The organism is Acidovorax sp. 99 (genome assembly GCF_003096455.1).
Lineage (GTDB): Bacteria > Pseudomonadota > Gammaproteobacteria > Burkholderiales > Burkholderiaceae_C > Acidovorax > Acidovorax delafieldii.
The window spans coordinates 1,003,958-1,029,548 of the sequence record NZ_QEKU01000001.1; the positions used below are offsets into that span (position 1 = coordinate 1,003,958).

The following is a 25,591-nucleotide window of genomic DNA, read 5'->3' on the forward strand; positions in this document are numbered from 1 at the left end:
ACAACAGCAGACCCCGAGGGACACACCCACATGCACCACTACCATCACCACCGCCTCCACAACCTCAATCGCACCGCACTTGCGCTGCTGACCACCTTCCTGCTGCTGGCCTCTGGCCCGCAGGCCGCCCAAGCCGCCGAACATTTCTGCGGCCAACGCACCGCCCACCCCATCGACAAGGCCCTGGGCGCCGCCTCCGAGCGCAGCGGCGGCGTGACGGTAGACCTGATCGACGCCCAGAACGCCGCCTACGCCGCGTGGGACAAGGAGCTGAACCGCATCTATGCCCAGGTGCTGAAAGCCGCTGGCCCCGGCCGCCGCGACACGCTGCGCGCGGCCCAGCGCGCCTGGCTCGCGTTTGACACAGCACAGGGCCAGTGGGACAGCGCCATCTTTGCCGAACAGGGCAGCTCGGCCGCGCTGAACATTGGCGGTGCGGCACTGGAGCGCCGACGCGCACGCGTGTGCGCGCTCACCAACGACCTGGACAGCCTGAAGGATTCGCCATGATGCGCCGCCGTATCGTGCAAGCGCTGCCGTGGCTGGCCGCAGCGCTGGCGCCCTCGCTGAGCCAGGCCCGGTCGGACAAGGTATGGCTGCGCATCCGCAACGACAGTCAGGAAGCCTTCACCCATGTCTGGCAGGGCCTGCCGCAGCAGGGCACCGACGTGGACCTGGGTCCGCTGCTGCCCGGCGACACCAGCCGCTGGCACGCGCTGCCCGCCACGCTGGCGCACTACCGCAAGACCCGCATCCAGATCGGTCAGCGCCAGCTCACCCATGTGACTGACCAGTCTTTCCCCGGTGGCCGGGCCACGCTGGCACCGGGCCACTACACCTTCAGCTACACGCTCAAAGGTGGCGCGCTGCAGCTGGTGGTGATACCGGAGGCTGGCCCCATCCACAGCAGCCAGTCGCTTCAAAAACAATAGCAACTAGCGCAACCATCACTAGCGCTTGGGGCGATTTTTCCCAGAAATCAGCGCCCCAGCAACCAGCGCAAACGCGGGGAACACCCGCCCTGAGTCTGCAGCGCCCAGGCGCTCAGCCGCGCTGCAGCAGGTGCGCATGCACCGCACCGGCCTTGAGGTGCCGGTACAACACGAGGCCGTGCGCCGCCAGTTCCTCGTCCGCCCACGCGCGGGGCGCTTCGAGGTAGATGAAGCCCCCGGCCGCTACGGCCTGGGCGGCGGCCTGCAGGGCGGGCTCGAAAAACGGGCCATCAAATGGCGGGTCCAGCAGCACCAGGTCCAGGCTGGCGGGTGTGGCCTGCTTCAGTGCAGACACGCCATCACCCCGCTGCACGCGCACGGCGCTGGCCTGCAGTTTGGCCTGCAGCACCTGCAACTGGGCGACCAGGGCCGCATCGTTTTCCACCAGCAGCACCGATGCGGCGCCGCGCGAGGCGGCTTCGAGCCCCAGCGCGCCCGTGCCCGCAAACGCGTCCAGGCAGCGCCAGCCCGCCAGGTCCTGGCCCAGCCAGTTGAACAGGGTTTCGCGCACGCGGTCGGGTGTGGGGCGCAGGCCGGGGCGCTGGGCTACGGGCAGGCGGGTGCGCTTCCATTGCCCGCCGATGATGCGGATTTCGCCCGCGCCCTTGGGGGTGGCCGCCGCCGCAGCGTTGTCCTTGGCGTTTTTCTTGGCGGCCTTGGGGTCCACGGGCGCCGCAGCGGCCGCGGCCTGGGCCTTGCGGATTTCGGCGGTGATGGCGCTGCCGCGCAGGGTGGATCGGCTCATGGCTGCTTGCCTCCCACCACCACGGTCACCATGCGGTCGGGCTGCAGCTTTTGGGCCATGGCGGTGCGCACGTCGGCCACCGTGAGGGCCTCGACCTTTTTGGCCCACTGGTCCAGATAGTCCAGCGGCAAGTCGTTCCAGGCGATGTTGGCCACGTTGCCCAGCAGCTTCTTGTTGCTGTCGATGCGCAATGCGAAGCCGCCGATGAGGTTGTCCTTGGCAGCGCGCAGCTCGGCCTCGGTGGGGCCTTCGGCCACAAAGCGGGCGATCACGTCGCGCGAGACCTGCACGGCCTGGGCGGCTTGGTCCGGGCGCGTCTGCAGGCCCACGGTGAAGGCCCCGGCGTGAAGGCCGGGCGCAAAGTAGCTGTAGACGCTGTAGCTCAAGCCGCGCTTTTCGCGCACCTCGTGGGTCAGGCGCGAGACAAAACCGCCGCCGCCCAGGATGTGGTTACCCACCAGCAGCGCGAGGAAGTCCGGGTCGCGGCGCTGGAAGCCCGGCTGGCCGATCAGCACATGGGCCTGGGCCGAGGCAAACGGAATGGCCTTCTCGGCAGGTGCCGTCAGCGCTACCACCTCGCCCACGGGCGGCAGCGGTGCGCAGCCTGCAGTGGCAGGCAGGCGCGACAGCAGCGTGGCCACCAGCGTCTGCGCCTGGGCGCGCGATACGGCGCCCACGATGCTGACCTTGGCGCGGCAGGCGGCCACGTACTGTGCGTGAAAGGCCTGCATGTCGGCCACGCTGATGCGGGCCAACGTTTCTTCGGTGGTGCGCACGCCGTAGGGGTGGCTGCCATACACCGCAGCGGCAAACGCGTGGTTGGCCACGGTGGCGGGGCGCGTGTTGGCTTCTTTCAGGCTGGCACTCCAGCGGGCGCGGTCGCGTTGCCAGACGTCTTCGGTCGTCACGGGCTCGGCAATCTGGCGGGCCGCCAGGCGTGCGGCGCGCTCGAGCAGCGGCGGGTCGGTCAGCGAGCGCAGCACGTAGTGCAGTGTGTCGTTGTCGGCATTGGCTTCAAAGCTGGCGCCCAGGTCGGCCCAGGCCTCGCCCAGGCCGTTTTCGTCCAGCGCGGGCTCGGCGCTGGCGTCGCGCCCGGCCTTCACGCCCTTGCTCGCCATGGCGGCCACCGCATTGGCCAGGCCGGACTGGCCTGCCGGGTCGCGGCGCGTGCCGGCGTCAAAGTCGATCTGCACATCCACCATGGGGATGACCGGGCTTTCGACAAGGTAGACCTTGGCCCCATTGGGCTCCGTCCAGTGCTGGATGGGCAGCAGCGCCCAGGCCGAATTGGAAGAAAAAAGGGCGATAGCGCTAGTGCATAAAGCACGGACAGCTATGTTTTTGATAGTAATCATGGGCAGTTTCCGCAGGGCGGGTTCAGCGGATGACAGCGCCCGCAGGCAACTGGGGGCGGGCGCGGGGAGCGTCCAGCGGCTGGGGCAGCAGCGTGGCCACGGTGAGCTGGTCGTCCCCAAAATATTTGGCGGCCACGGCCTGCACCTGCGCCGGGGTCACGGTGCGCAGCAGGGCCAGCAGGCGCTCGTTGGCGTCCAGCGGAAAGCCCTGCACCCAGTTGCCGCCCAGCTCCTGCGCCTGGCTCATCACCGAGTCGCGCTCGTACACCGTAGAGGCGATCCATTGCGTCTTCACGCGGTTCAGCTCGGCCTCACTCACCCCATCCTTGGCCACACGGGTCACCTCGGCGCGCAGCGCGTCTTCGACCTGCTGGGCGGTCTTGCCCGCAGCGGGCACGCCGCTGAGCATGAACAGGCTGGGGCCGCGCCCGGTGACCATGGCGGAGCTGCTGGCGCTGTCGGCCACGCGGTTGGGCCCTTGGGTGAGTGCGCGATCCAGCCGGGCACCGTCATAGCCATTGAACACGGCCGACAGCACCATCAGCGCGAGGGCGTCGCGGTCTTCGTCGGTGAGGTTGTCCACGCGGTCCAGGCTGGGCGCGCGGAAGGCCAGGGCCACATAGGCCTGCTCTGCCGGGGCCTTGACGGCGATGCGGCGCAGGCCCTTTTGCTCGGGCTCGGTGCGCGGTTTGCGCGCGGGCAGCGCGTGCACGGGCAGGCTGCCGTAATACTTTTCGGCCAGCGCACGCACCTGGGCCACATCCACATCACCCGCCACCACCACGGCGGCGTTGGTGGGGGTGTACCACTGGCGGTGGAAGGCGCGCACGTCATCGGGCGTCATCGCGTCCAGGTCGCTCATCCAGCCCACGATGGGGCGGCGGTAGGGCGACGCATTGAAGGTGGCGGCAAACAATTGTTCGGCCAGCACGGCCCGGGGCTGGTCTTCGGTGCGCAGGCGGCGCTCCTCCTTGACGACCTCGATCTCTTTCTTGAACTCCTCGTCGGGCCAGTGGTTGTTGGCAAACCGGTCCGATTCGAGCTTCATCACGTCCTCCAGCCGGTTGGACGGGATCTGCTGGTAGTAGCCGGTGTAGTCGCGGCTGGTGAACGCGTTCTCCCGGCCTCCCAGCGCCGCCACGCGGCGCGAGAACTCACCCGGCGGCAGGGACTTGGTGCCCTTGAACATCATGTGCTCCAGCGCATGGGCCACGCCCGAGGTGCCGTCCACCTCGTCCATCGAGCCCACACGCACCCAGACCATGTGCACCGCCGTCGGGGCGCGGCGGTCGGGCTGCACGATGAGCTGCATGCCGTTTTTGAGCGTGAACTGCTGCGCACCTGAGGCCGTGGCAGACGGCGCGCTGGAGGGTTGAGACACCGGGGTGGTTGCCGCAAAGGCAGCCCCGGACGAGAGGCAGGCCAGCAGGCCCAGTAGGGTGAAAGCGCGTTTCATAGAATGGGGTGATTCTAAGAACCCGCCAATGTTCAGTTTTTTCAAGAAAAAGCCCGCTCCTTCGCCCGCCCCCACCGATGTGCCCGCCCCGGCCCAGCCGGTAGGCGCACCGGCGCCCACCGTGGTTGCGCCCGTAGCGCCCCCCCTGCCCGCCACACCGCCCGTGGCTACCCCCAACCCGCCAGCGCCCGCTACACCGGCTCCCGTGGCGGCGCCCGCCCCGGCAGGCTTTGGCTGGCTGCGCAACCCGTTTGGCAACAAAGCCCCTGAGCCCGCTGCGCCGCCCCCCGCAGCACCAGCGCCCGTCACTGTGACCCCGCCAGCGCCCGTGGCGATGCCTCCAGTGGCACCGGCCGTCGCACCGACGCCCCCTGCAGCACCGGCAGCCATGGCGCCCGCCGCTGCTCCAGTGGTTGCAAGCCCTGCATTGCCCCCCGTGGCGCCCCCGATTTCCGTTGCTGCACCTGCGCCGGTTGCACCACCCACGCCCGTCACACCACCGGCTGCGCCAGTGGCAGCATCTGCAACCTCGGCTGCGCCCACCGCCCCGGCGCCTGAGCGCAAAGGCTGGCTGGACCGCCTCAAGGCGGGCCTGCGCAAGACCGGCAGCAGCATTGCCACCGTCTTCACCGGCACGCAGATTGATGACGCGCTGTATGAGGAGCTGGAAGAAGCCCTGCTGATGGCCGACACCGGCGTGAAAGCCACCACGCACCTGCTGACGGACCTCAAGCGCCGCGTGAAGGACAGCAAGACCACCGACCCTGCGGCAGTCAAGGGCCTGCTGGCCGACGCGCTGGCCGACCTGCTGCACCCGCTCGAAAAAGCCCTGGTGATTGGCGAGCACACCCCCACCGTGATCATGGTGGCCGGCGTGAACGGCGCGGGCAAGACCACCTCCATCGGCAAGCTCACCAAGCACCTGGCGGATGAAGGCGCCGCCGTGCTGCTGGCCGCCGCCGACACCTTCCGTGCCGCTGCCCGCGAGCAGCTGGGTGTGTGGGCCGACCGCAACACGGTCGAGATCGTGAGCCAGGAAGGCGGCGACCCTGCCGCCGTGAGCTTTGATGCCGTGACGGCCGGCAAGGCGCGCGGCAAGGACGTGGTGCTGGTGGACACCGCTGGCCGCCTGCCCACACAGCTGCACCTGATGGAGGAGCTGAAAAAGATCCGCCGCGTGGTCACCAAGGCCGACGCCACGGCCCCGCACGAGGTGCTGCTGGTGATCGACGGCAACACCGGCCAGAACGCGCTGGCCCAGGTGCGCGCGTTTGACGATGCGCTGCAGCTCACAGGCCTGATCGTCACCAAACTGGACGGCACGGCCAAGGGCGGCGTGCTGGCCGCCATCGCGCAGGAACGCCCCATCCCGGTGTATTTCATCGGTGTGGGCGAAAAGCTCGAAGACCTGGAAACCTTCAACGCCCGCGAATTTGCCCAGGCTTTGCTGAGCTGAGCCTCACGATCTCCCCTCAACCTTGTGAGCAATGGCCCCATCCGGGGCCATTTACACGTTTACGGATCGCAACGTTTCCTCCATCATGGGCTTTCCCCTCGGAAAGCACGGAGGCCCATGTTCATTGAGCTGGTCAAAGGCGTTGCGCTGCTGCTGGCGCTGTGCTTTCTGCATGGGTTCAACATCCGCGTCTGGCGCCAGCACCCGTGGGTGGGCCAGGTCTTTTCGGGGCTGATCTTCGGCGGCATCTGCGTGGTGGGCATGCTCACCCCGGTGGTGCTGATGCCGGGCGTGATCTTTGACGCGCGCTCGGTGGTGCTGAGCATGGCCGGCCTGTTTGGCGGCCCGCTGGTGGCGGGCATTGCGGCGCTGATGGCGGCCACCGGGCGCCTGTGGCTGGGGGGCGCGGGTGCCGAGGTGGGGCTGATGGTGATCGTGCTGTGCACGGCCATGGGGCTGGTGTACCGCGAGGGCCGCGCCCGGGGGCGGCTGGGGGTGGAGCCCATCCCCCTCGCGCTGTTCGGGCTGCTGCTGCACACGGCGGTGATCGCGCTGTTTCAGCTGCTGCCCGCCGAGGCCGTGCAGCGCATCAACCAGACGCTGGCCCTGCCCTATCTGCTGACCTTCACCCCCGCCACCGTGGTGCTGGGCCTGTTGCTGCACGATGTGGAGCAACGCATGGCCACCGAGCGTGCACTCACTGGCACGGCAGCCCGCCTGCATGCCATCACCCAGGCTATCCCCGATGTGCTGCTGGTGCTGGATGCCCAGGGCCGGTATGTGGAGGTACTGTCCCCCAACGACGCCACCCTGGTCGCCAGCGCCCCCGAGCTGGTAGGTAAACGGCTGCACGATGTGCTGCCCGCCGAGCAGGCAGAACGGTTCATGGCGCTCATCCGGGACACGCTGCAGTCTGGCCAGACCCACAGCGTGGAATACGAGCTGCAGACCCTGTCAGGGCTGCGCCAGTTCGAAGGACGCACCCAGCCCCTGGGCGTGCAGGTGGGTGGCCAGGCGGCTGTGGTGTTCCTCGCCCGCGACATCACGAAGCGCAAGCAGGCTGAAAGTGCGCTGCGCGAGTCCGAGCTGCGTTTTCGCTCGCTGCTGCGCAATATTCCGTCCATCTCGGTGCAAGGCTACCTGCAGGACGGCACCACCAGCTACTGGAACCAGGCGTCCGAGCAGCTGTACGGCTACACGGCCGAAGAAGCCCTGGGAGGCAACCTGCTCGACCTCATCATCCCCCCGCCCATGCGCAACGACGTACGAGCGCACATGCAGCACATGTTCGCCACCGGCGAGGTGATCCCGGCGGGCGAGCTGCAGCTGCAGCGCAAAGACGGCACGCCGGTGCATGTGTTCTCCAGCCATGCCTATATCCAGGTGCCAGGCCACCCGCCGGAGATGTTCTGCATCGACATCGACATCTCGGGCCGCAAGGCCGCCGAGGACGAGGCCCGCTACCTGGCGTTCTACGACGCCCTCACCCAGCTGCCCAACCGCCGCCTGCTGGTGGACCGGCTGCAGCAGGTACTGGTCAACGGTGCGCGCTCGGGCCTCACCACCGCCGTGCTGTTTGTGGACCTGGACAACTTCAAGACCCTGAACGACACCCGGGGCCACGAAGTGGGCGACCTGCTGCTCAAGGACGTGGCCCAGCGCCTGCGCAGCTGTGTGCGCGAGCAGGACACCGTGGCCCGCCTCGGAGGTGACGAGTTTGTGGTGGTGCTGCAGAACCTGAGCAGTGACGCCCCCGAGGCCGCCGCGCAGGCGCGCACGCTGGGCGAGCTGATCCTGGCGCAATTGCGCCAGCCCTACGAGCTGGCGGGGCACGAACACCACTTCACCGCCAGCATCGGCGTGACCCTGCTCAATCACCAGCGCGACTCGGTGGACGAGGTGCTCAAGCAGGCCGACATGGCCATGTACCGTGCCAAGGACGCCGGGCGCAACACACTGCGCTTTTTTGACCCCGACATGCAGCAGGCCGTGAACCGCCGCGCCCTGCTGGAAACCGAGCTGCACAACGGCCTGCGGCGCGCGCAGTTCCTGCTGCTGTACCAGCCGCAGGTGGACAGCCAGGGGCGCGTGACCGGCGCAGAGGCCCTGGTGCGCTGGCAGCATCCGGTCCAGGGCATGGTGCCGCCGTCGGAGTTCATCCCGCTGGCGGAAGAATCGGGCCTCATCCTGCCACTGGGGCACTGGGTCATGGAAACCGCCCTGCGCCAGCAGGCCCGCTGGCAACAAGACCCGCAGTTTGCGCAGCTGAGCCTTGCCATCAACGTGAGCGCACGCCAGTTTCTGCAAGACGACTTTGTGGCCCAGGTGCTGGCGCTGGTGCAGCAGACCGGCGCCAACCCCGCGCAGATCAAACTGGAGCTGACCGAAAGCCTGCTGCTGGACAACGTGGACAGCGTGATCGCCACCATGCGCGCCCTCAAGGCCCATGGCCTGGGGTTTTCGCTGGACGACTTTGGCACGGGCTACTCGTCGCTCAGCTACCTCAAGCGCCTGCCACTGGACCAGATCAAGATCGACCAGGGCTTTGTGCGCGACGTGCTGCTGGACGCCAGCGACGCGGCCATCGCCCGCTCCATCATCGCGCTGGCTGGCAGCCTGGGCCTGGCCGTGATCGCCGAGGGGGTGGAGACCACCGCCCACTACCAATTTCTTTTGGCCCATGGCTGCCAGGCTTTCCAGGGCTACCTGTTTGGCCGCCCGCTGACGCTCGAAGACTTTGAAAGCCGGGTGCGGCAAGAGGTGTAGCTGGGGGGCGGAGACTGCCACCACGCCAGCCATCGGGTACCCGGCGAAAGGAAACGAGAAAAAGGGCAAGGCAACATTCAAGTTCTCTTTCCGTGGCGTCGATATCTCTGTGTGGAAGCCCTGGAGGTGTCCCATGAAGATTGAATCGTCCGCCCTGCAGATGCAGGCCCAGCACGTTGCCAGCCGCGTGCACACCCAAAGCAGCCGCTTTGAAGCCTGGGTCGGCGAGCGCCGCCCCACCAGCGCCCCTGGCCTTACCCGAGCGAGCCCGGCCGTACAAATTTCCAGCGCTGCACGCGTGGCCCGCGCCGCCCAGGAGGCCATCGACCCCACCCATGCCGCAGATGCCGCGCCCGGCAGCAGCCCGAGCGACGGCCTGACACCCCAGCTGGCCATGATCCGCGACCTGATTGCCCGCATGACGGGCGTGCAGGTGCGGGTGTACACCGGCCAGACGGAACCCGTGCCTTCCCCACCCGCCAGCCGCCCCGACACGACGCCGACCGCCGATGCAGGCCGTCCCCGTGCCGGGTGGGGCCTGCTGGTGGAGCAGCGCGAAGTGGTCGTAGAAACCGAAAGCACCCAGTTTGCCGCCCAGGGCACCGTGCGCACCGCCGACGGGCGGGAAATCCGCTTCAGCCTGCAGCTGGATATGCAGCGCAGCTACCGCCAGGAATCATCGTTCAGCCTGCGCCTGGGCGACGCTGTGGCGGTAGACCCGCTGGTCATCAACTTCGACGGCTCGGCCGCGCAGTTGCAGGACCTGCGCTTTGCGTTCGACCTGGACAGCGACGGCCAGACCGACAACGTGCCCCTGCTCTCAGGCAACCGGGGCTACCTGGCCCTGGACCTGAACCACAACAGCCGCATCGACAACGGCCGGGAGCTGTTCGGCCCCGGCACCGGCGACGGCTTTGCCGAACTGGCCGCCTATGACAGCGACGGCAACGGCTGGATTGACGAGGCGGACCCGGTCTTTCAGCAGCTGCAGGTATGGACCCCGTCGGCGGATGGCGCCGAGGGCGCCGGCAGCCTGCGCACCTTGGCCGACGTGGGCGTGGGCGCACTCTCCACCAACGCCATCGCCACCCCTTTTGCCCTGCGCACCGCCGACAACGCCAGCCTGGGCACCGTGCGCTCCACCAGCGCCTACCTGCGGGAAAACGGCAGCGTGGGCACAGTGCAGCAGGTGGATCTGACCGTCTGACGGTACTGCAGCGCCAGCCCGTTACTATGATTTTTATAGCTTTATAGGCATGATGCACTAGCGCTTGATGGCAATTTAACTCAAAAAATGTCCAACGGTATCAACGAGCAACCCGACGGGAACTCCGGGCTTAGCACTCAATCAGAGAGAGTGCTAATATCATGGCTTAGAGGAAAGGATTCCCGGAATGAACATTCAATCTGGAACCGCGACGATGTATCTGGCGCCCGCCAATCCCTGGGCGCTGGTGCCCCCCTTGGGCAATCTGGACGCCTACATTTCGGCCGTCAACCGCCTGCCTCTGCTCACGCACGAAGAAGAGCAGACCTACGCACGCCAGCTCAAGGACAACAACGATCTGGACGCCGCCGGCCGGCTGGTGATGTCGCACCTGCGCCTCGTGGTTTCGATTGCACGCCAGTACCTGGGCTACGGCCTGCCCCATGGCGACCTGATCCAGGAAGGCAATGTGGGCCTGATGAAGGCCGTCAAGCGCTTCGACCCCGATCAGGGCGTGCGCCTGGTGAGCTACGCCATGCACTGGATCAAGGCCGAGATCCACGAATACATCCTGAAGAACTGGCGCATGGTCAAGGTGGCGACCACCAAGGCGCAGCGCAAGCTGTTCTTCAACCTGCGCTCCATGAAGCAGGGCTTCAAAGCCGATGCGTCGGCCGCCGATGCCGCCACGCACCGCGACACCCTGTCGGACCATGAGATCGACGCCGTGGCCGCGCAGCTCAATGTGAAGCGCGAAGAAGTCATCGAAATGGAAACCCGCATGGCGGGTGGCGACGTATTGCTGGACCCGGCCCCTGCCGATGATGGCGAGCAAGCGTTTGGCCCCATTGCCTACCTGGCCGATGCATCACACGAACCCACGGCCATGATCGAGTCGCGCCAACGCGACGCCCTGGCTACCGACGGCATTGCCAACGCACTGGCCAGCCTGGACGACCGCAGCCGCCGCATCGTGGAAGAGCGCTGGCTCAAGGTCAATGACGACGGCAGCGGCGGCATGACGCTGCACGACCTGGCGGCGGTGTACGGCGTGAGCGCCGAGCGCATTCGCCAGATCGAAGTGGCTGCCATGAAGAAGATGAAAAAGGCCCTGGCCGAATACGCCTGACCGGTCCGGGCAGCGGGGTTAATATCCCCGGCTGCAGAAGTTGCCTCGCGGGGCCCCAGTTCTGGGGCCCCGCGTCGTTTGGGCCCCCGAATATTCTTCAAGGAGATTGCACCCCATGCCCTCACGTCCCGTCTTTCCTGGCCGTGTTTCCCGCCGTGCTTCGCTGTTGATCGCGCTGGCCGCCGCGTCCCCCTGGGCCCTGGCGCAAAGCGCCGGCAAGGCTGCTGCCACTGCGCCCGCGCCGCTGGCCTGGCCCAACAAGCCGCTGAAGATCATCGTGGGCTTTCCTGCGGGATCGTCGCCAGACCTGACGGCACGCACGTTCTCGGAACCCCTGTCCAAAGCCCTGGGCCAGCCCGTGATTGTGGACAACAAGGTGGGCGCAGGCGGCAACATTGGCGCCGACGCAGTGGCCAAGGCCCGTGACGATCACACCATCGGGCTGATGATCAACGGCAACATGACGATTGCCAAGCTGCTGAACCCGGCGGTTCCGTATGACCCGATCAAGGACCTGGCACCGCTGAGCCTGATCGGCACCTCACCGCTGATTCTGACTGCACCCGTCAACCAGTCCGGCGTGGCCGCCAACAGCAGTGCCCGCGACTTCTTCGTGGCAGCACGCAACGGTGGCGACAAGTGGAGCTACGGTACGCCAGGCGTGGGCACGGTGGGCCACATCGGCACCGAGCTGCTCAAGGCGCGCAGCAACATCAACCCCGTGCATGTGCCCTACCCTGGCTATCCGCAGGTGGCCAACGCGATGCTGGGCGGCCAGCTGCAGATGGCGCTGCTGCCCCCGGCGCTGGCGCAGGCCCAGGTGCGTGCGGGCAAGCTGCGCGCAATCGGCGTGACCTCCTCCGGGCGCAGCCCGCTGGCACCCGAGGTGCCGAGCCTGGCCGAGGCAGGCATCAGCAACTTCAACCTGGAAATCTGGAACGCCTTCGCAGCGCCTTCCACCATGCCCAAGCCCATCCAGGCCAAGCTGGCCGCTCTGATCAGCGAGATCGCCCGCAGCGAAGACGTGCGCAGCAAGCTATTTCAGCAGGGGTGGCAGACCGTGGGTTCGTCGCCCGAAGGCTTGGCGAACCGCATCAAGGCCGACACCAATCTGCTGGGCGGCGTGATTGCGATGCGGGGCATCAAGGCCGAATAAGGCCCAAGAGCATCAGCTCATGCGGGGCCGCACAGTGCCTCGCATAACGGCGACCTGGCACAGGCCCCGGGTCACTCAGGGGCTGGGGGCTCAGCCCCCGGCCTCGGCCAACAACACCTTCACATCGGCCGCCAGGGCCTGTGCGCCGCTGCCATAGCGGTTGTAGACCCGCAGGCGCCCTGCGGGGTCGTACACGTAGCTACCTGCAGAGTGGTCCATGGTGTAGCTGGTGGGCGTCTTGCCATCGACTTTCTTGTAATAGATCTTGAAGTCCTTGGCGACAGCGGCCAGTTGCTCGGGTGTGCCGTGCAGCGCCAAGAAGCTCGGGTCGAAGTTGGCCATGTAGGCCTTGAGCACTTCGGGCGTGTCGCGCTCCGGGTCCACCGTCACAAAAATGCCCTGCAGACGGCCTGCGTCCTTGCCCAGCATCTGCTTGACCTCGGCCAGCTCCTGCATCGACGTGGGACACACGTCGGGGCACTGGGTGTAGCCGAAGAACACCACCACCACTTTGCCGGCAAAGTCCTTGATGTGGCGTGGCTGGCCGTTGTGGTCGGTCAGTGGAATGTCGCGGGCGTACTCAGCGCCGGTGATGTCCACGCCGCGGAATTCGGCCTTTTTCTCGGAACATGCACCCAGGAGGCCTGTAGCGCATATGGATATTGCACTCGCCGCTATCAATTGAAGAGCATTTCGTTTCTGCATGGAGATCATCACAGCACATAGTGGTCCACCAGCAGTGCAGCAAACAGCACGCTCAGGTGGATAAGGGAGAAGCGGAAGGTCTTGCGGGCCAGAGCGTCCGAATAATTGCGCCACAGCGCGAACGCGTACCCGCAGAAACCCAGACTGAGGAGCACGGCGGCAATCAGATAGATCCAGGAACTCATGCCGTAGATGAAGGGCATCATGCACCCGGCCAGCAGGATCAGCGTATACAAGAACACCTGCAACCGCGTGAACTCGTTGCCGTGCGTGACCGGCAGCATGGGCAGGCCAGACTTGCGGTAGTCCTCCACCCGGTACAGGGCCAACGCCCAGAAATGCGGTGGCGTCCACAAAAAGATGATGAGGAAGAGGATAAGCGCCTCGGGCCCTACATCGTTGGTCATGGCCGCCCAACCCAGCACCGGCGGCATGGCCCCCGAGGCGCCGCCAATGACAATGTTCTGGGGCGTCAAGGGCTTGAGGATCACGGTGTAGACCACCGCATAACCCACAAAGGTGGCAAAGGTGAGCCACATGGTCAGCGGGTTGATCCAGACATACAGCAGCACGGAGCCTGCGGCACAGAGTACGGCCGAGAACAGCAGGGTCTGCGCGTTGGACAGCTCGCCCTTGGCCGTGGGCCGCCAGGCGGTGCGCTTCATCTTGGCGTCAATGCCTTGCTCGACGATGCAATTGAACGCGGCCGCAGCACCCGCCACCAGCCATACGCCCAGGCAGGCCAGCGCCATGTGGCCCAGTTGCGCAGCGTTGGGTAGGCCGGGCACGGCCAGCACCATGCCGATCAGCGCACAAAAGACGATGAGCTGTACCACGCGGGGCTTGGTCAGCGCGTAAAACTGCTGGAACCGCGAGGGCGGCGCAGCAACGGCGGAGGGGGCAACACTCATGCAGATACTCTCGATGCGCCCGTGGGCGCGGAAAACTCTCGGGGCGCGGGCGCTGCGCGGCTGGACACCAAGGCCCAGGTCAACACCACCACCAAAGCTGCGGCACCGCCGGTATGCAGCACCGCCGCCACCAGGGGCCAGTCCAGCACCACGTTGGACAAACCCGTCACCAGTTGCAGCAAGGCCAGCCCGCCGATCCACCGCGCCTGCGTGGGCAACACGCCACTGCGGTGAAAGCGCCAGGCCACCAGGCCCAGCGCCAGTAGCACCACATAGGCCATCAGGCGGTGCACGTAGTGAATGGCGGTGAGCGCTGCAAAGCTGATGTGGCTGCCGTCTTGCAACAGGCCCAGCTTGCGCCAGATCTGGAAGCCTTGCGCAAAGTCCATGGCGGGCCACCAGCTGCCCTGGCAGGTGGGGAAGGTAGTGCATGCCAGCACCGCGTAGTTGGTGCTGACCCAGCCCCCCAGCACCACCTGAAGGGCGAGCAGCAGTGCCGTCAGTACAAGCCCCCAGCGCAGCGCGGGGGACAGGGTTACCGGTGAGCGTCCCTGGGCACTGTGGGTGTGTCGTACCGCCTGCACACACAACAGGGCCAGCAGCACCAGGCCACCGATCAGGTGCAGGGTGACGATGGCGGGAAAGAGCTTCATGGTCACCGTGAGCGCGCCAAACGCACCCTGCAGGCACACCCACAACAAGGTCATCGTAGGCCACCAGGGACTGAGCGGAGGCGCCTGCCCGCCATCGCGCCGGGCACGCCGCTGCTGCCCCCAGGAGGAGACAGTGATGACGATGATCAGCACCCCCACCCCCGTGGCGAGGTAACGGTGGATCATCTCGATCCAGGCCTTGCCGTGGGTCACCGGGCCGGTGGGCATGGCCTGCTGGGCGGCTGATATCTCGGCGCGGGCGCCCACCGGGCTGGCACTGCCATAGCAGCCGGGCCAGTCGGGACAACCGAGGCCCGAGTCGGTCAGGCGCGTGAAAGCGCCAAACAGCACCAGATCAAACGTGAGGAACAGCGTGAGCACCGTGAGCGCCTCCAGGCGCCGCATGGGAGAGCTGCGGCGGTTACGCGCCCACACCCAGACCAGCGGCCCCAGGGCGATCACCAGGCCGAGCAGCATCAGCTCGAGCACTGGAGCTAGGTCGTACAGCGGTTGGGTATCGGTCATGGCTTGACCGGCCGCCCCGGCTCGTCCCACGAAGAAGAAGCGCGCAGCAGACGCTCCAGGTCACGCTTGGCCTTGGCGGCGCCACCGGTGTCCATGGCGGCCGGAAAACGCATCATCCAGTTGCCCATCGGGTCCACCACGTAGAGGTGGTCCGCCAGCTGCTGGCCAGGGGCTGGCTCCAGCCAGGCCTTGAGCGCACCCGGGTCCACCCGCAACACGGTGGCCTGTTGCAGGGCGGGCGTGAGGGCGGCCGGTGGCAAAGCGTTGTCGTTGATCAGCCAGACCCAGTCCACACGGTCCTTTTCCTTGCCCAGGCTCTCGCGCAGCTGGCGCTGCAGGTACAGGTGCTTTTGGCAGGCCGGATCACAGTCGCCCCCCGCCACGCTCACCAGCAACCATTGGCCTTTGAGGGCCTCCAGCCGGGCGGCCCCACCATCGAGCGTGGAGGCCATGAGCGCGGGCACCGTGCGTTGGGGATTGATCAACTCGCCGTAATTGCGCCGCCCCTCCGGGCGGATCACGTAGTAAGTGAAGTACGAGGCAACCACCGGCGCCGCGCAGATCAGCAGCACGCCCAGCATCTTCCAGCGCCCATGGCGCGCACGCTGCACGGTGGCGACCGCGTCCCCCGCCTCGGGCAAGGTGTGTACCGTCAGCCCCAGCGGGTGCTCCGCACGGGCACCCGCCTGTGAATCAGGCAGCTGGCTGGCTGCGCGGGCGAATGAACCGTCGGACGATTTGGAACCAGACATAAAGGAGTGCTATCAGGCCGCAGAGCCCGAACCATTGAAATGCGTAACCGTAGTGTTTTTCGACACCTGCGCCGACCACAGGCCAGTCGCGTTGCAGGCCATCGCCCGCGTCGCCTGCCGGGCCTGTCTGCAACACCGTAAGGGAGGCGAACGCCAGACCGGTTTCGGTACGGAACGCTGCCAAGTCGAGATTTTGCCGGATGCGGGAAGACCCCTGTGCGCTATTGCCCCCTTGGAACTCATACAGCCGCGAGGGCGCCAGGGCCACGCGGCCTTGAACGCGCACCTCGGTATCAGCCGGCGTGGTCACGGAAGGCAGCTGGGTGCGGTCCTGAAAATTGCGCCCCGCCCATCCGCGCTGCACCAGCACCACCCCAGCACCCCCGCCAGAAAGCTGCAGTGGCGTGAGCACAAAAAAACCAGGGCGCCCCTGCATCTGCCGATTGTCCAGATACACCGTGTGTTCAGGCAACCAGCGCCCCTGCAGCACCACAGCACGGTGTACGAGGGCCTGTTGCGCCTCGGGTGTCTGGTTAGTCAGGTCTGTCAGCGTGCGTCCATCAATGGCCGGCAAGGTGGCGCGCGCATCCAGCATCGCCTGCAGCGACTCTTTCTGGGCGGCTCGCGACAATTGCCAGCGCCCCAAAGAGGCGGTGACCAGCATGCCCACCACGGCAGCCAGGGTAATGAGCCAAAAACGCAGGTCCACAGGACGGCGAAGGGGGGTCACAGGATAATGCGCTCCATGAAATACCTCGTAGTGCTGGCGTTCCTCGCCATTTTGGCCAGCCTGGCATCGGCCCTGTTCTTCATGATGCGCAACGGGCGCGACGACAAGAGCAAGGGAAACCACATGGCCAAAGCGCTGGCGGTGCGTGTCGGGCTGTCCATCGTGCTGTTTTTGTGCATTCTGCTGGCCTGGCAGCTGGGATATATCCAGCCCACCGGCCTGCCCGCCACCCGTTGACCTGAGGGCTTGGTCCGCAGCCTGGGAGGCTTGGGCCCATCACAGGCCACCACTGGCCAGCACGCAGAGGGTGGAACAAAAAAAGCGCCGCGAGGCGCTTTTTTTGATGGCGTCAGGGTCTGACTTACATCCAGTAGACCAGCACGTACAGGCCCAGCCACACCACGTCCACAAAGTGCCAGTACCAGGCCGCACCTTCAAAGCCAAAGTGCTTGTCGGCCGTGAAGTGGCCTTTTTGCAGGCGCAGCGTAATCACCAGCAGCATCAACATGCCCAGGAACACGTGGAAGCCGTGAAACCCGGTGAGCATAAAGAACGTGGAACCGAACACACCCGAGCTGAGCTTGAGGTTCAGGTCGGTGTACAGGTGGTAGTACTCGTATCCTTGCACCAGCAGGAACACGAAACCCAGCAGCACCGTGGCCCACATGAAGCCGATGGTCTTGCCACGCTGGTTTTCACGCAGGGCGTGGTGGGCAATGGTCAGCGTCACGCCGGAGGTCAGCAGCAGCGCTGTGTTGATCGTGGGCAGCCAGAAGGGGCCCACCGTCTGGAAGGGCTCGATGATGCCGGCCGGCGAAGCGGTGGCGCCAGCGGCGAGGCTGGGCCAGACGGCCTTGAAATCGGGCCAGAGCAGCGCATTGTCCAGGCTGCCCAATGCAGGCACCGAGTGCGAGCGTGCCCACCACAGGGCTGTGAAGAACGCGCCGAAGAACATCACCTCGGAGAAGATGAACCAGCTCATGCTCCAGCGGTACGACAGATCGATCTTGTGACCATACAGGCCACCTTCGCTCTCACGCACCGCGTCGCCGAACCACTGGTACAGCGTGAACAGCCACCACACCAGGCCCACGGCCAGAGAATATTTACCCCAGTCGTGGCCATTGATCCACTGGCCTGCGCCGAGGATCACAAAGAACAGACCGGCCGCGGCCATCACCGGGTGGCGGGACTCGGCGGGCACATAGTAGTACGGGGTTCCGCCGTGGGTTGATGCACTCATTTCAGCTCCTGATTCTCAAAATCTTTGTTTTCAGTATTTGTTCGCACGAACCAGCCAACACACACTCACACAATCCAGTTCACCAGCCCGATCAGACCAATGACAAGCAAGAAAACCGCGATCAATCCCACTACGATGATGTGAATCGGATTGAGCTTTTCGACATCTTGCTGGTACTCGCTGCCTTTGCGCAAGCCAATCAGCGACCATGCCACTGCACGCACTGTCCGCAGCAACGAGCCCTTGCGTTGCGAGGGCTTGACGTCTGCCGATGGCTCCAGGGGCGCACTCATGACCCGGCTCCTTGCATGCCAGCAGAGCTGGGCGCGGGCAGCACCACCGCCGCCGTCGATTCGGGGGCTGCCGGTGTCTTGCCGCCCACCTCGAAGAAGGTGTACGACAGCGTGATCGTGCTGACGTCTTTGGACAATTTCGGATCAATCACGAACGCCACGGGCCAGGTTTTCTTTTCACCCGGCTCCAGGGTGTACTGATTGAAGCAAAAACATTCCAGCTTGTTGAAATGCGCAGCGGCCTGCCGGGGAGCGTAACTGGGAATGGCCTGAGCGGCCATGCGGCGGTTCTGCACGTTCTGGAACTCGTACATCACCGTCGTCAGTTCACCAGGGTGCACCTGCACGGAACGCTGCGCTGGCTTGAAGTCCCAGGGACCGCGCGAGTTCGCGTCGAACTCCACGGTGATGGTGCGCGACTTGTCCACCTGGGTGTTGGCGGGTACGCGCACATCCTTGCCAGCCACACCGTTGCCAGGCACCTGCCGCTCGGACAGCGACAGGATGTTGATGCCCGTCATCTCGCAGATGTGCTTGTAGATCGGGATCAGCACGTAGCCGAAGGCGAACATGCCGGCCGCAATCACGACCAGCTTGCCGACCATCTTGGCGTTTTCGCGGTGCAGGCTCATGGGGTGGGCCAGTGGCTTCAGCGGGACAGCAACACCACCTTGACCATGAACCCGACAAAGAACACCACCGCCACGGACGCCAGAATCAGCGCCAGCCGCAGGTTGCTCTTTTTTTGCTCGGGGGTCATGGACATGGTGTTCAGCCAATCACGCGGGTTGCAGTGGCGTCCAGTTTGGGAGGATTCTCAAACGTGTGGAAAGGCGCGGGGGAGGGAACTTCCCACTCCAGGCCCTCGGCACCGTCCCATGGCTTGGCGGGGGCCTTGGCGCCGTTGCCACGCATGGCAGGCACAACGACCGCCAGGAAGAAGTACACCTGCATCAGACCGAAGCCAAACGCACCCACCGAGGCAATCGCGTTGAAGTCAGCAAACTGCATGGGGTAGTCGGCATAACGACGGGGCATGCCAGCCAAGCCCAGGAAGTGCATCGGGAAGAAGGTGATGTTGAAGGTGATCAGCGAACCCCAGAAATGGATCTGGCCACGGGTTTCGGAATACATCACGCCGGTCCACTTGGGCAGCCAGTAGTACACGCCAGCAAACATGGAGAACAACGAACCTGCCACCAGCACGTAATGGAAGTGCGCCACCACGTAGTAGGTGTCCTGCAGCTGGATGTCGATGGGCGCCATGGCCAGAATCAGGCCGGTGAAACCGCCCATGGTGAACACGAAGATGAAGCCCACGGCAAACAGCATGGGGGTTTCAAACGTCATGGAGCCGCGCCACATCGTGGCGATCCAGTTGAAGATCTTCACGGCCGTGGGCACGGAGATCAGCATCGTGGCGTACATGAAGAACAGCTGGCCGGTCACGGGCATGCCGGTCGTGAACATGTGGTGGGCCCACACGATGAACGACAGGATCGCGATGGACGAGGTGGCGTACACCATGGAGGCATAGCCAAACAGCTTCTTGCGGCTGAACGCGGGCACGATCTGGCTGATGATGCCGAAGGCCGGCAAGATCATGATGTACACCTCGGGGTGACCGAAGAACCAGAAGATGTGCTGGTACATCACCGGGTCACCGCCACCGGCGGGGTTGAAGAAGCTGGTGCCGAAGTGGCGGTCCGTCAGCGTCATGGTGATGGCACCGGCCAGCACAGGCATCACAGCGATCAGCAGGTAGGCGGTGATGAGCCAGGTCCAGGCGAACATGGGCATCTTCATCAGCGTCATGCCGGGGGCACGCATGTTCAGGATGGTCACGATGATGTTGATCGAGCCCATGATGGACGAGGCACCCAGGATGTGCATGGCAAAGATGCCGGCATCCATGGAGGGCCCCATCTGCAGCGTCAGCGGTGCGTACAGCGTCCAGCCCGCAGCGGGAGCGCCACCGGGCATGAAGAACGAGCTCACCAGCATCAACGCGGCAGGAATCATCAGCCAGAAGCTGAAGTTGTTCATGCGCGCAAAGGCCATGTCGGAGGCGCCGATCTGCAGCGGGATCATCCAGTTCGCAAAGCCCACGAAGGCCGGCATGATCGCGCCGAACACCATGATGAGGCCGTGCATGGTGGTGAGCTGGTTGAACAGCTCGGGGTTCACCAGTTGCAGGCCGGGCTGGAACAGCTCGGCGCGGATCAGCAGGGCCAGGATGCCGCCGACCATCAGCATGGTGAAGGAGAACAGCAGGTACAGCGTACCGATGTCTTTGTGGTTGGTGGCAAACACCCAGCGGCGCCAGCCGGTGGGGCCATGGTGGTCGTGGCCGTCGTGTGCGTGGTCGCCAGCGTGCCCGTGGTTGTCGAGTACTGCGCTCATGGTAAATTCCTCAATACGATGGGGCGATGATTACTTGCCACGCTGGGCCACAACTTCAGCTGGCTGCACCAGCTGGCCGGTCTTGTTGGACCAGTTGTTCTTGGTATAGGTGACCACGGCGGCGATGTCGGTGTCGCTCAGCTGTGCCCATGCAGGCATGGCGCCGTTGTTCTGCCCCTTGAGCAGCACCTGGATCTGCTTTGCATGATCGGCATCCAGCACCACGGCGGCGCCGTCGAGGGGCTTGATGGGGCCAGCGCCCTTGCCGTTGGCCTGGTGGCAGGCGGCGCAGTTGGCCGCATACACCTTCTCGCCGCGCTTGAGAATGTCGTCCAGCGCCCACACCTTCGTGGGGTCGTCCAGCTTGGCTGCGGCCTTCTTCTTTTGTTCGGCCACCCAGGCGGTGTAGTCCTCGGCGGACACCACCTTCACGTGGATGGGCATGTAGGCGTGTTCCTTGCCGCACAGCTCGGCGCACTGGCCGTAGTAGTCGCCGATCTTCTCGGCGCGGAACCAGGTGTCACGCACGAAACCAGGGATCGCGTCCTGCTTGATGCCGAAGGCAGGCACCATGAAGGCGTGGATCACGTCGTTGGCCGTAGTGATGATGCGGATCTTCTTGTTGACCGGCACCACCATGGGGTTGTCCACCTTGAGCAGGTAGTTGGCGGGAGCGTCCTTGACGTTGCCGCTGTCGGACATCACGCGGTGGCTGCTGTCCAGCGTGGAGATGAACGCCAGGCCTTCGCCTTCGCCCGTGATGTAGTCATAACCCCACTTCCACTGGTAGCCCGTGGTCTTGATCGTGAGGTCGGCGTTAGTGGTGTCTTTTTGGGCCACCAGCACCTTGGTGGCGGGCAAGGCCATCAGGATCACGATGATGAAAGGAACAATGGTCCACACCACTTCAACCGTCACTGACTCGTGGAAGTTGGCAGCCTTCGCGCCCTTGGAGCGGCGATGCTTCCAGATCGAGTAGAACATCACGGAGAACACTGCAACAAAGATCACCGTGCAGATGATCAGCATCATCCAGTGCAGAAAGTGCTGCTCTTCTGCGATCTTGGTGACGGGCGGCGCCAGGTTCAGCTGGTTGACTGCAGGGCCGCCAGGCAGGTCCTGAACGGCATGGGCTGCGGAGCCCACCCATGCACCGGCAATCAGCAGCAGAGAAGCCAGCTTGTTGGAAATGCTCTTCATAGTTCTCACTTACTTCTAAGCCTCAATTTAACCAATCCCTTTCGCGCGCCTGCGTGGGGTCAGGCAGCGCGCAAGGCCATGCGGATCTCCGATGCCAAGGCCGGTCGGAGCTCTGGGCGCACATAGCGCCCCACCTCCACCGAACGGCCCTGCGCAGACAGCGTGATCAGCGAATGGTCTCCCGTCTTGGGCTCTACGCGAACCCGGCTCCGGTCAAACTCCGCGCGCTCCAGCCTGCCTGCTGTCTCCAGCTCCACCACAAGGCGCGAGCCCTGCAATGAAATCCTCTCGCCATCCGCCGCATGGCGACCGTACATGGCGAATGCAATCCCTACTGCCACGATTTCGAGCCAGGCGAAGGGCATCACCAGGTGGGCGCCAAGCATCCAGAAGAATGTCGCGATCCCCAGGGACACCACACACAGCGACAGGTACATCCAGCCCAATTGCGTCGGCGTGACCGAACAATTGCGAACCAGACGCCAGTCAATGCGCTGACCCGACACCGTGGCAAAACGAAAAACCAAGCCCGTCACCGTGAGTGCTCACAAGACTGCCGGCTGCAGCACACGTTGCGCCTTGGGCACAACAGGCACAGCCTGCCAAATTGCGCGGGAAGATGCCCGAAATCTCAATAACCAAGAATTGTAGCGTGCCTTGTTCCAAGTCATTGACACGCCGTTACAGGTTAGTTCTCAGTGCCGCCCTTGCGCAACATGGCGCGCATGTCCTGCAGCGACACCGCACTGCTGGAACTGACGCGCACCCGAGGTGCAGGCTTGAAGGCATGGCCATAGATGATTTCAAAAGTCAGTGCCAACTGACCATCCTGGCCCGAATCGGCCAGACACTCAGACAGCACTTGGTAGAGCTTGTCGCGCCAGCGCCGTCCGCGCAATGAGGGAAAGCGATCAGGGTGCAAATTGACACCCAGCTCGCGCAGCTCCTGAACCAGCCGCTCGGGCGTGGCAAATGTGAGCGTGATGCGCTCCATGTCCATCACCGGCTCTGCAAAACCTGCGTGCACCAGCATGTCGCCCCAGTCGTGCATGTCGGTAAAGGCATGGCCCGCAGGCGGCCAGCCCAAGGCGGCGTACACGCCATGCAGTTCGCGCAGCGTGTCCGGTCCGAGACACGAGAACATCAGATAACCGTCCACCGCCAGGGCGCGGTGCCAGCGGCCAATCAAATCCTGCGGGTCGGCCGCCATGTGCAGCGCCATGTTGGACCACAACATCTGCACACTGGCATCGGCCGGAGGCCCCATTTGCAGGGCCCCAGCACCCCAGCGGGCGGGGTTCCACCAGGGCTTGGCCAATGCCTGCCTCGCAACGGGTTCGCAATGCGCGCTGGTTTCGTACACCTGGCAGCGCGCCTGCGGGTAGCGAGCACTCACCAGGGCATGCGCCTGCAGACCGCCACGCACTGGGTCCCAGTGGCACCAGGACTCTGGGGCCTGGCGAATCCACTGCAGTCGGTCCTCCATGCGACGCGCCACTTCTTCGTGCAGCCAGGGGGACGCAGCCGGCGCTGCGGCATGCCAGCGGGCGGCGGCAACAGGATCAATGGTGGGGGGACGCTCGGAGGACATGGGCGGTGCAGAAGGACGCGCGAGTATATTGATTCATGCTCTTTTTGGGTTTGCCAGGGATTTCACGCCGCCTCCACGCCTGGGTGGACAAAGTGCCCAGCCAGTGCGCCGTGTGCCACGCATGGCCATCGCAGCGTGTCTGCAACGCCTGCGTGATGCGGTTCGCCCAGCCCGCCACGCGTTGCCGGCGATGTGCACTTCGGGTGCCCGCAGGGGTTGACGTTTGCGGCGCCTGCCTGCAGAACCCGCCCAGCTTCGACGCCTGCATTGCCGCCGTGGACTACGCCTACCCCTGGGCCGACGCCCTGGCGCAGTTCAAGTTTCGCGGCGATCCGGGGTGGGCCAGGGCCTTGGCCACCCTCATGCGCAGCACACCCTGGATGGAGCCGGCACTGGACGCGGCCGACCGGGTACTGGCGGTTCCCCTGTCCACCGAGCGCCTGCGCGAGCGGGGCTTCAACCAGGCGGCCCTGCTGGCGAGGCAGCTGGCTGGTGCCAAGGCAGACTGCCACACGCTGTTGCGCCTGCACGCCACCGAGGCACAAAGCGGCCTACCCCGGGCGCAGCGGCTGCGCAACCTGCGTGGCGCCTTCGCCGTTGAACCCGCCCACGCAGCCAGCCTGCGCGGCCAGCGGGTGGTACTGATCGACGACGTGATGACCACGGGCGCCACCCTGCATGCTGCTACGTTGGCATTGCGCGAGGCGGGTGTCGCGCACGTCACAGCCGCTGTGCTGGCGCGCACGGAGCTGGACTGAAAAGCACCAGACAGGTAGCGCACACCTACCAAAGGGATACTTTTGATTACGAGCGGTTGCTCAACTCACAGGTCCAACGATGACAATGGCGGTCATGTTCCATATCGTCCTCGTCGAACCCGAGATCCCGCCCAACACCGGTAACGTGATTCGCCTGGCGGCCAACACCGGGTGTTCGCTGCACTTGATCGAGCCCCTGGGGTTCTCGATGGAAGACCGCCAGATGCGGCGGGCAGGGCTGGATTACCACGAATACGCCAGCGTGCAGGTCCATGCGGGCTGGACGGCCTTTCTGCGAGACACCCAGCCGGACCCGACCCGCATGTTTGCGATGACCACGCATGGCTCACAACCCGTGCACTCCACGTGCTTCCTGCCCGGCGACTGGATGGTGTTTGGCGCTGAAACGCGGGGACTCCCCCCCGAGTTGCGCGAGAGCTTCCCCCCGGCGCAGCGCCTGCGCCTGCCCATGGTGCCGGGTCAGCGCAGCCTCAATTTGTCCAACGCGGTGGCGGTGACCGTGTTCGAGGCCTGGCGCCAGAACAGCTTTGCCATGCCCGACGGGCAGGTCATGGTCGAGCCCGAAGGCACGATCATCAGCGGGTTCGCGCAGCTCAACTGAGCTGGCCGGACTTTTCCGCCATGGCGCGGGGCACGTGTTCGGTCAGGAAGTCCAGAAACACCCGCGTGCGCGCGGGCAGCATGCGGCCCGAGGGCAGCGCCGCATAGATCGTGTAACGCGAAAAGATCCAGCCGGGCAGGATGTGGACCAGTTCGCCGCGGGCCAGGTGCTCCTCGGCCAGCAGGCGCGACGTGACAGCCACGCCCGCCCCGTCCACAGCAACACGCATCAGCAGCTCGGTGCTGACGGACTGCAACACCGCCGGTGCGTCCACTTCTTCATCCGGCACGTCTGCCCGCAGCGACTGAAGGCGCAGCTTGCGGCCAGGCCCTGACTGCAGGCGCACGGGCGCGCTCGAGTCGCGCAGATAGTCGTGGTGCACCAGGTCTTGCGGCTCACGCGGAATGCCCCGGCGCTCCAGGTAGTCGGGGGACGCCACCACAATCGCCTCCCCCTGCACCAGGGGGCGCGCGACGATGTTGGCGTCAAAGTCCTCGCCCGCCACCATGATGGTCACATCGAACTCATCCACTCGGCTGGAGGCATAGGCGTCCATGCTGATGTCCAGCATGAGCTTGGGGTAGTAGGCATGCCACACCGCCACCATGGGTGCCAGAAAGTTGGTGGCGAGCACTGGTGCCGCCACGATGCGGATGGTGCCGCGCAAATCTCGCGTGCTGGCAGCGGCAGCGGCCTCGGCATCATCGATCTCATGCAGGATGGCGCGCACCCGCTGCAGGTACGACTCCCCCGCGTCGGTCAGCGCCAGCTTGCGGGTGGTGCGTTGCAGCAGGCGCGTGCCCAGATGCTGCTCCAGCTCGGCCACCATGCGGGTGACCACGGGGGGCGACATGTCCATGGCGCGGGCAGCGGCGGCAAAGCCGCCCTCTTCCACCACGCGCTCGAAGATTTTCATGGCTTGCAGGCGGTCCATGGTTCAGAC

27 protein-coding genes are annotated in these 25,591 nt (G+C 65.3%); 10 read left to right on the forward strand and 17 right to left on the reverse strand.

Features of this window, described 5'->3' with window-relative positions:
- The first annotated feature begins 30 nt into the window (after positions 1 to 30).
- Both C8C95_RS04725 and C8C95_RS04730 read left to right on the forward strand, forming a co-directional pair.
- Positions 31 to 510, forward strand: a complete 480-nt coding sequence (locus tag C8C95_RS04725) for a lysozyme inhibitor LprI family protein (RefSeq protein ID WP_116747824.1) — start codon at positions 31 to 33, stop codon at positions 508 to 510.
- Entirely contained in the window at positions 507 to 932 is a 426-nt protein-coding gene (locus tag C8C95_RS04730) for a hypothetical protein (RefSeq protein WP_116747825.1), read from the forward strand. The genes C8C95_RS04725 and C8C95_RS04730 overlap by 4 nt, the downstream gene beginning before the upstream one ends.
- Before the next feature lie 112 nt (positions 933 to 1,044).
- Here C8C95_RS04730 and rsmD read toward each other — a convergent pair whose 3' ends face one another.
- From rsmD to C8C95_RS04745, 3 genes are read right to left on the reverse strand one after another with little or no spacing between them, the layout of a single operon-like run.
- Positions 1,045 to 1,737, reverse strand: a complete 693-nt coding sequence (rsmD, locus tag C8C95_RS04735; protein ID WP_116747826.1) for a 16S rRNA (guanine(966)-N(2))-methyltransferase RsmD — start codon at positions 1,735 to 1,737, stop codon at positions 1,045 to 1,047.
- Positions 1,734 to 3,092 (reverse strand): pitrilysin family protein, encoded by a 1,359-nt coding sequence (locus C8C95_RS04740; RefSeq protein ID WP_116747827.1) that lies wholly within the window; start codon positions 3,090 to 3,092, stop codon positions 1,734 to 1,736. Before C8C95_RS04740 ends, rsmD begins: the two co-directional genes overlap by 4 nt.
- A 22-nt stretch (positions 3,093 to 3,114) precedes the next feature.
- Positions 3,115 to 4,548: a pitrilysin family protein gene (locus C8C95_RS04745; protein WP_116747828.1), complete on the reverse strand. Its 1,434-nt coding sequence runs from the start codon at positions 4,546 to 4,548 to the stop codon at positions 3,115 to 3,117.
- A 28-nt stretch (positions 4,549 to 4,576) separates the two neighbouring features.
- On the opposite strand from C8C95_RS04745, the gene ftsY reads away from it, so the two are divergent.
- The 5 genes from ftsY to C8C95_RS04775 all read left to right on the forward strand — a co-directional run bounded on the left by ftsY (position 4,577) and on the right by C8C95_RS04775 (position 12,262).
- Positions 4,577 to 6,004, forward strand: a complete 1,428-nt coding sequence (ftsY, locus tag C8C95_RS04755) for a signal recognition particle-docking protein FtsY (RefSeq protein WP_165836511.1) — start codon at positions 4,577 to 4,579, stop codon at positions 6,002 to 6,004.
- A 117-nt stretch (positions 6,005 to 6,121) separates the two neighbouring features.
- A complete protein-coding gene (locus C8C95_RS04760; RefSeq protein WP_116747829.1) occupies positions 6,122 to 8,770 on the forward strand; it encodes an EAL domain-containing protein in 2,649 nt (882 codons plus the stop codon).
- Between the two features lie 133 nt (positions 8,771 to 8,903).
- A complete protein-coding gene (locus C8C95_RS04765; protein ID WP_116747830.1) occupies positions 8,904 to 9,977 on the forward strand; it encodes a hypothetical protein in 1,074 nt (357 codons plus the stop codon).
- Between the two features lie 187 nt (positions 9,978 to 10,164).
- Entirely contained in the window at positions 10,165 to 11,106 is a 942-nt protein-coding gene (rpoH, locus tag C8C95_RS04770) for an RNA polymerase sigma factor RpoH (RefSeq protein ID WP_116747831.1), read from the forward strand.
- Between the two features lie 115 nt (positions 11,107 to 11,221).
- On the forward strand, positions 11,222 to 12,262 hold the full coding sequence (locus C8C95_RS04775) for a tripartite tricarboxylate transporter substrate binding protein (protein ID WP_116747832.1): 1,041 nt from the start codon (positions 11,222 to 11,224) through the stop codon (positions 12,260 to 12,262).
- Between the two features lie 90 nt (positions 12,263 to 12,352).
- Here C8C95_RS04775 and C8C95_RS04780 read toward each other — a convergent pair whose 3' ends face one another.
- From C8C95_RS04780 to C8C95_RS04800, 5 genes are read right to left on the reverse strand one after another with little or no spacing between them, the layout of a single operon-like run.
- Positions 12,353 to 12,967 carry an SCO family protein gene (locus C8C95_RS04780; protein ID WP_165836512.1) on the reverse strand — a complete coding sequence of 205 codons (615 nt, stop codon included), beginning with the start codon at positions 12,965 to 12,967 and terminating at the stop codon, positions 12,353 to 12,355.
- Between the two features lie 8 nt (positions 12,968 to 12,975).
- Positions 12,976 to 13,878 carry a heme o synthase gene (gene cyoE, locus C8C95_RS04785; protein WP_116747833.1) on the reverse strand — a complete coding sequence of 301 codons (903 nt, stop codon included), beginning with the start codon at positions 13,876 to 13,878 and terminating at the stop codon, positions 12,976 to 12,978.
- The gene (locus C8C95_RS04790; protein WP_116747834.1) at positions 13,875 to 15,056 is read right to left on the reverse strand and encodes a COX15/CtaA family protein; all 1,182 of its coding nucleotides are present in this window, start codon (positions 15,054 to 15,056) and stop codon (positions 13,875 to 13,877) included. Before C8C95_RS04790 ends, cyoE begins: the two co-directional genes overlap by 4 nt.
- Positions 15,053 to 15,808 carry a hypothetical protein gene (locus C8C95_RS04795; RefSeq protein WP_116747835.1) on the reverse strand — a complete coding sequence of 252 codons (756 nt, stop codon included), beginning with the start codon at positions 15,806 to 15,808 and terminating at the stop codon, positions 15,053 to 15,055. Before C8C95_RS04795 ends, C8C95_RS04790 begins: the two co-directional genes overlap by 4 nt.
- Positions 15,750 to 16,538, reverse strand: a complete 789-nt coding sequence (locus C8C95_RS04800; protein WP_116747836.1) for an SURF1 family protein — start codon at positions 16,536 to 16,538, stop codon at positions 15,750 to 15,752. The genes C8C95_RS04795 and C8C95_RS04800 overlap by 59 nt, the downstream gene beginning before the upstream one ends.
- Positions 16,539 to 16,553: 15 nt before the next feature.
- Here C8C95_RS04800 and C8C95_RS04805 point away from each other — a divergent pair, with 15 nt between their 5' ends.
- The gene (locus C8C95_RS04805; protein ID WP_056746810.1) at positions 16,554 to 16,775 is read left to right on the forward strand and encodes a twin transmembrane helix small protein; all 222 of its coding nucleotides are present in this window, start codon (positions 16,554 to 16,556) and stop codon (positions 16,773 to 16,775) included.
- A gap of 124 nt (positions 16,776 to 16,899) precedes the next feature.
- Here C8C95_RS04805 and C8C95_RS04810 read toward each other — a convergent pair whose 3' ends face one another.
- From C8C95_RS04810 to C8C95_RS04840, 8 genes are all read right to left on the reverse strand, one after another.
- The gene (locus tag C8C95_RS04810) at positions 16,900 to 17,781 is read right to left on the reverse strand and encodes a cytochrome c oxidase subunit 3 (protein ID WP_056065990.1); all 882 of its coding nucleotides are present in this window, start codon (positions 17,779 to 17,781) and stop codon (positions 16,900 to 16,902) included.
- A gap of 65 nt (positions 17,782 to 17,846) precedes the next feature.
- On the reverse strand, positions 17,847 to 18,074 hold the full coding sequence (locus C8C95_RS04815; RefSeq protein ID WP_056065993.1) for a DUF2970 domain-containing protein: 228 nt from the start codon (positions 18,072 to 18,074) through the stop codon (positions 17,847 to 17,849).
- Positions 18,071 to 18,706 carry a cytochrome c oxidase assembly protein gene (locus C8C95_RS04820; protein ID WP_116747837.1) on the reverse strand — a complete coding sequence of 212 codons (636 nt, stop codon included), beginning with the start codon at positions 18,704 to 18,706 and terminating at the stop codon, positions 18,071 to 18,073. Before C8C95_RS04820 ends, C8C95_RS04815 begins: the two co-directional genes overlap by 4 nt.
- 17 nt (positions 18,707 to 18,723) lie before the next feature.
- Positions 18,724 to 18,834: a cytochrome oxidase small assembly protein gene (locus C8C95_RS23805; RefSeq protein ID WP_225581085.1), complete on the reverse strand. Its 111-nt coding sequence runs from the start codon at positions 18,832 to 18,834 to the stop codon at positions 18,724 to 18,726.
- A gap of 11 nt (positions 18,835 to 18,845) precedes the next feature.
- Positions 18,846 to 20,477 carry a cytochrome c oxidase subunit I gene (ctaD, locus tag C8C95_RS04825; RefSeq protein WP_056066001.1) on the reverse strand — a complete coding sequence of 544 codons (1,632 nt, stop codon included), beginning with the start codon at positions 20,475 to 20,477 and terminating at the stop codon, positions 18,846 to 18,848.
- Positions 20,478 to 20,507: 30 nt separating this feature from the next.
- Positions 20,508 to 21,677 (reverse strand): cytochrome c oxidase subunit II, encoded by a 1,170-nt coding sequence (gene coxB, locus C8C95_RS04830; protein WP_056746812.1) that lies wholly within the window; start codon positions 21,675 to 21,677, stop codon positions 20,508 to 20,510.
- Between the two features lie 59 nt (positions 21,678 to 21,736).
- The gene (locus C8C95_RS04835; RefSeq protein WP_056066007.1) at positions 21,737 to 22,213 is read right to left on the reverse strand and encodes a DUF2244 domain-containing protein; all 477 of its coding nucleotides are present in this window, start codon (positions 22,211 to 22,213) and stop codon (positions 21,737 to 21,739) included.
- Positions 22,214 to 22,365: 152 nt separating this feature from the next.
- Positions 22,366 to 23,268 (reverse strand): methyltransferase domain-containing protein, encoded by a 903-nt coding sequence (locus tag C8C95_RS04840; RefSeq protein ID WP_116747838.1) that lies wholly within the window; start codon positions 23,266 to 23,268, stop codon positions 22,366 to 22,368.
- A 35-nt stretch (positions 23,269 to 23,303) separates the two neighbouring features.
- On the opposite strand from C8C95_RS04840, the gene C8C95_RS04845 reads away from it, so the two are divergent.
- Together C8C95_RS04845 and C8C95_RS04850 are read left to right on the forward strand one after the other, a co-directional pair.
- Complete coding sequence (locus C8C95_RS04845; RefSeq protein ID WP_116747839.1) at positions 23,304 to 24,026, forward strand: ComF family protein; 723 nt, start codon at positions 23,304 to 23,306, stop codon at positions 24,024 to 24,026.
- A 94-nt stretch (positions 24,027 to 24,120) separates the two neighbouring features.
- Positions 24,121 to 24,648, forward strand: a complete 528-nt coding sequence (locus C8C95_RS04850; RefSeq protein ID WP_056066014.1) for a tRNA (cytidine(34)-2'-O)-methyltransferase — start codon at positions 24,121 to 24,123, stop codon at positions 24,646 to 24,648.
- Here the strand turns inward: C8C95_RS04850 and C8C95_RS04855 are convergent.
- A complete protein-coding gene (locus tag C8C95_RS04855; protein WP_116747840.1) occupies positions 24,641 to 25,582 on the reverse strand; it encodes a LysR family transcriptional regulator in 942 nt (313 codons plus the stop codon). The genes C8C95_RS04850 and C8C95_RS04855 overlap by 8 nt on opposite strands.
- Between the last annotated feature and the right edge of the window lie 9 nt (positions 25,583 to 25,591).

Bases quoted from the DNA above. Each gene is read 5' to 3' on its own strand.
- C8C95_RS04725 (WP_116747824.1), top strand. From the start codon at position 31: ATGCACCACTACCATCACCACCGCCTCCACAACCTCAATCGCACCGCA.
- C8C95_RS04730 (WP_116747825.1), top strand. From the start codon at position 507: ATGATGCGCCGCCGTATCGTGCAAGCGCTGCCGTGGCTGGCCGCAGCG.
- rsmD (WP_116747826.1), bottom strand. From the start codon at position 1,737: ATGAGCCGATCCACCCTGCGCGGCAGCGCCATCACCGCCGAAATCCGC.
- C8C95_RS04740 (WP_116747827.1), bottom strand. From the start codon at position 3,092: ATGATTACTATCAAAAACATAGCTGTCCGTGCTTTATGCACTAGCGCT.
- C8C95_RS04745 (WP_116747828.1), bottom strand. From the start codon at position 4,548: ATGAAACGCGCTTTCACCCTACTGGGCCTGCTGGCCTGCCTCTCGTCC.
- ftsY (WP_165836511.1), top strand. From the start codon at position 4,577: ATGTTCAGTTTTTTCAAGAAAAAGCCCGCTCCTTCGCCCGCCCCCACC.
- C8C95_RS04760 (WP_116747829.1), top strand. From the start codon at position 6,122: ATGTTCATTGAGCTGGTCAAAGGCGTTGCGCTGCTGCTGGCGCTGTGC.
- C8C95_RS04765 (WP_116747830.1), top strand. From the start codon at position 8,904: ATGAAGATTGAATCGTCCGCCCTGCAGATGCAGGCCCAGCACGTTGCC.
- rpoH (WP_116747831.1), top strand. From the start codon at position 10,165: ATGAACATTCAATCTGGAACCGCGACGATGTATCTGGCGCCCGCCAAT.
- C8C95_RS04775 (WP_116747832.1), top strand. From the start codon at position 11,222: ATGCCCTCACGTCCCGTCTTTCCTGGCCGTGTTTCCCGCCGTGCTTCG.
- C8C95_RS04780 (WP_165836512.1), bottom strand. From the start codon at position 12,967: ATGCAGAAACGAAATGCTCTTCAATTGATAGCGGCGAGTGCAATATCC.
- cyoE (WP_116747833.1), bottom strand. From the start codon at position 13,878: ATGAGTGTTGCCCCCTCCGCCGTTGCTGCGCCGCCCTCGCGGTTCCAG.
- C8C95_RS04790 (WP_116747834.1), bottom strand. From the start codon at position 15,056: ATGACCGATACCCAACCGCTGTACGACCTAGCTCCAGTGCTCGAGCTG.
- C8C95_RS04795 (WP_116747835.1), bottom strand. From the start codon at position 15,808: ATGTCTGGTTCCAAATCGTCCGACGGTTCATTCGCCCGCGCAGCCAGC.
- C8C95_RS04805 (WP_056746810.1), top strand. From the start codon at position 16,554: ATGAAATACCTCGTAGTGCTGGCGTTCCTCGCCATTTTGGCCAGCCTG.
- C8C95_RS04810 (WP_056065990.1), bottom strand. From the start codon at position 17,781: ATGAGTGCATCAACCCACGGCGGAACCCCGTACTACTATGTGCCCGCC.
- C8C95_RS04815 (WP_056065993.1), bottom strand. From the start codon at position 18,074: ATGAGTGCGCCCCTGGAGCCATCGGCAGACGTCAAGCCCTCGCAACGC.
- C8C95_RS04820 (WP_116747837.1), bottom strand. From the start codon at position 18,706: ATGAGCCTGCACCGCGAAAACGCCAAGATGGTCGGCAAGCTGGTCGTG.
- C8C95_RS23805 (WP_225581085.1), bottom strand. From the start codon at position 18,834: ATGACCCCCGAGCAAAAAAAGAGCAACCTGCGGCTGGCGCTGATTCTG.
- ctaD (WP_056066001.1), bottom strand. From the start codon at position 20,477: ATGAGCGCAGTACTCGACAACCACGGGCACGCTGGCGACCACGCACAC.
- coxB (WP_056746812.1), bottom strand. From the start codon at position 21,677: ATGAAGAGCATTTCCAACAAGCTGGCTTCTCTGCTGCTGATTGCCGGT.
- C8C95_RS04840 (WP_116747838.1), bottom strand. From the start codon at position 23,268: ATGTCCTCCGAGCGTCCCCCCACCATTGATCCTGTTGCCGCCGCCCGC.
- C8C95_RS04845 (WP_116747839.1), top strand. From the start codon at position 23,304: ATGCTCTTTTTGGGTTTGCCAGGGATTTCACGCCGCCTCCACGCCTGG.
- C8C95_RS04850 (WP_056066014.1), top strand. From the start codon at position 24,121: ATGTTCCATATCGTCCTCGTCGAACCCGAGATCCCGCCCAACACCGGT.
- C8C95_RS04855 (WP_116747840.1), bottom strand. From the start codon at position 25,582: ATGGACCGCCTGCAAGCCATGAAAATCTTCGAGCGCGTGGTGGAAGAG.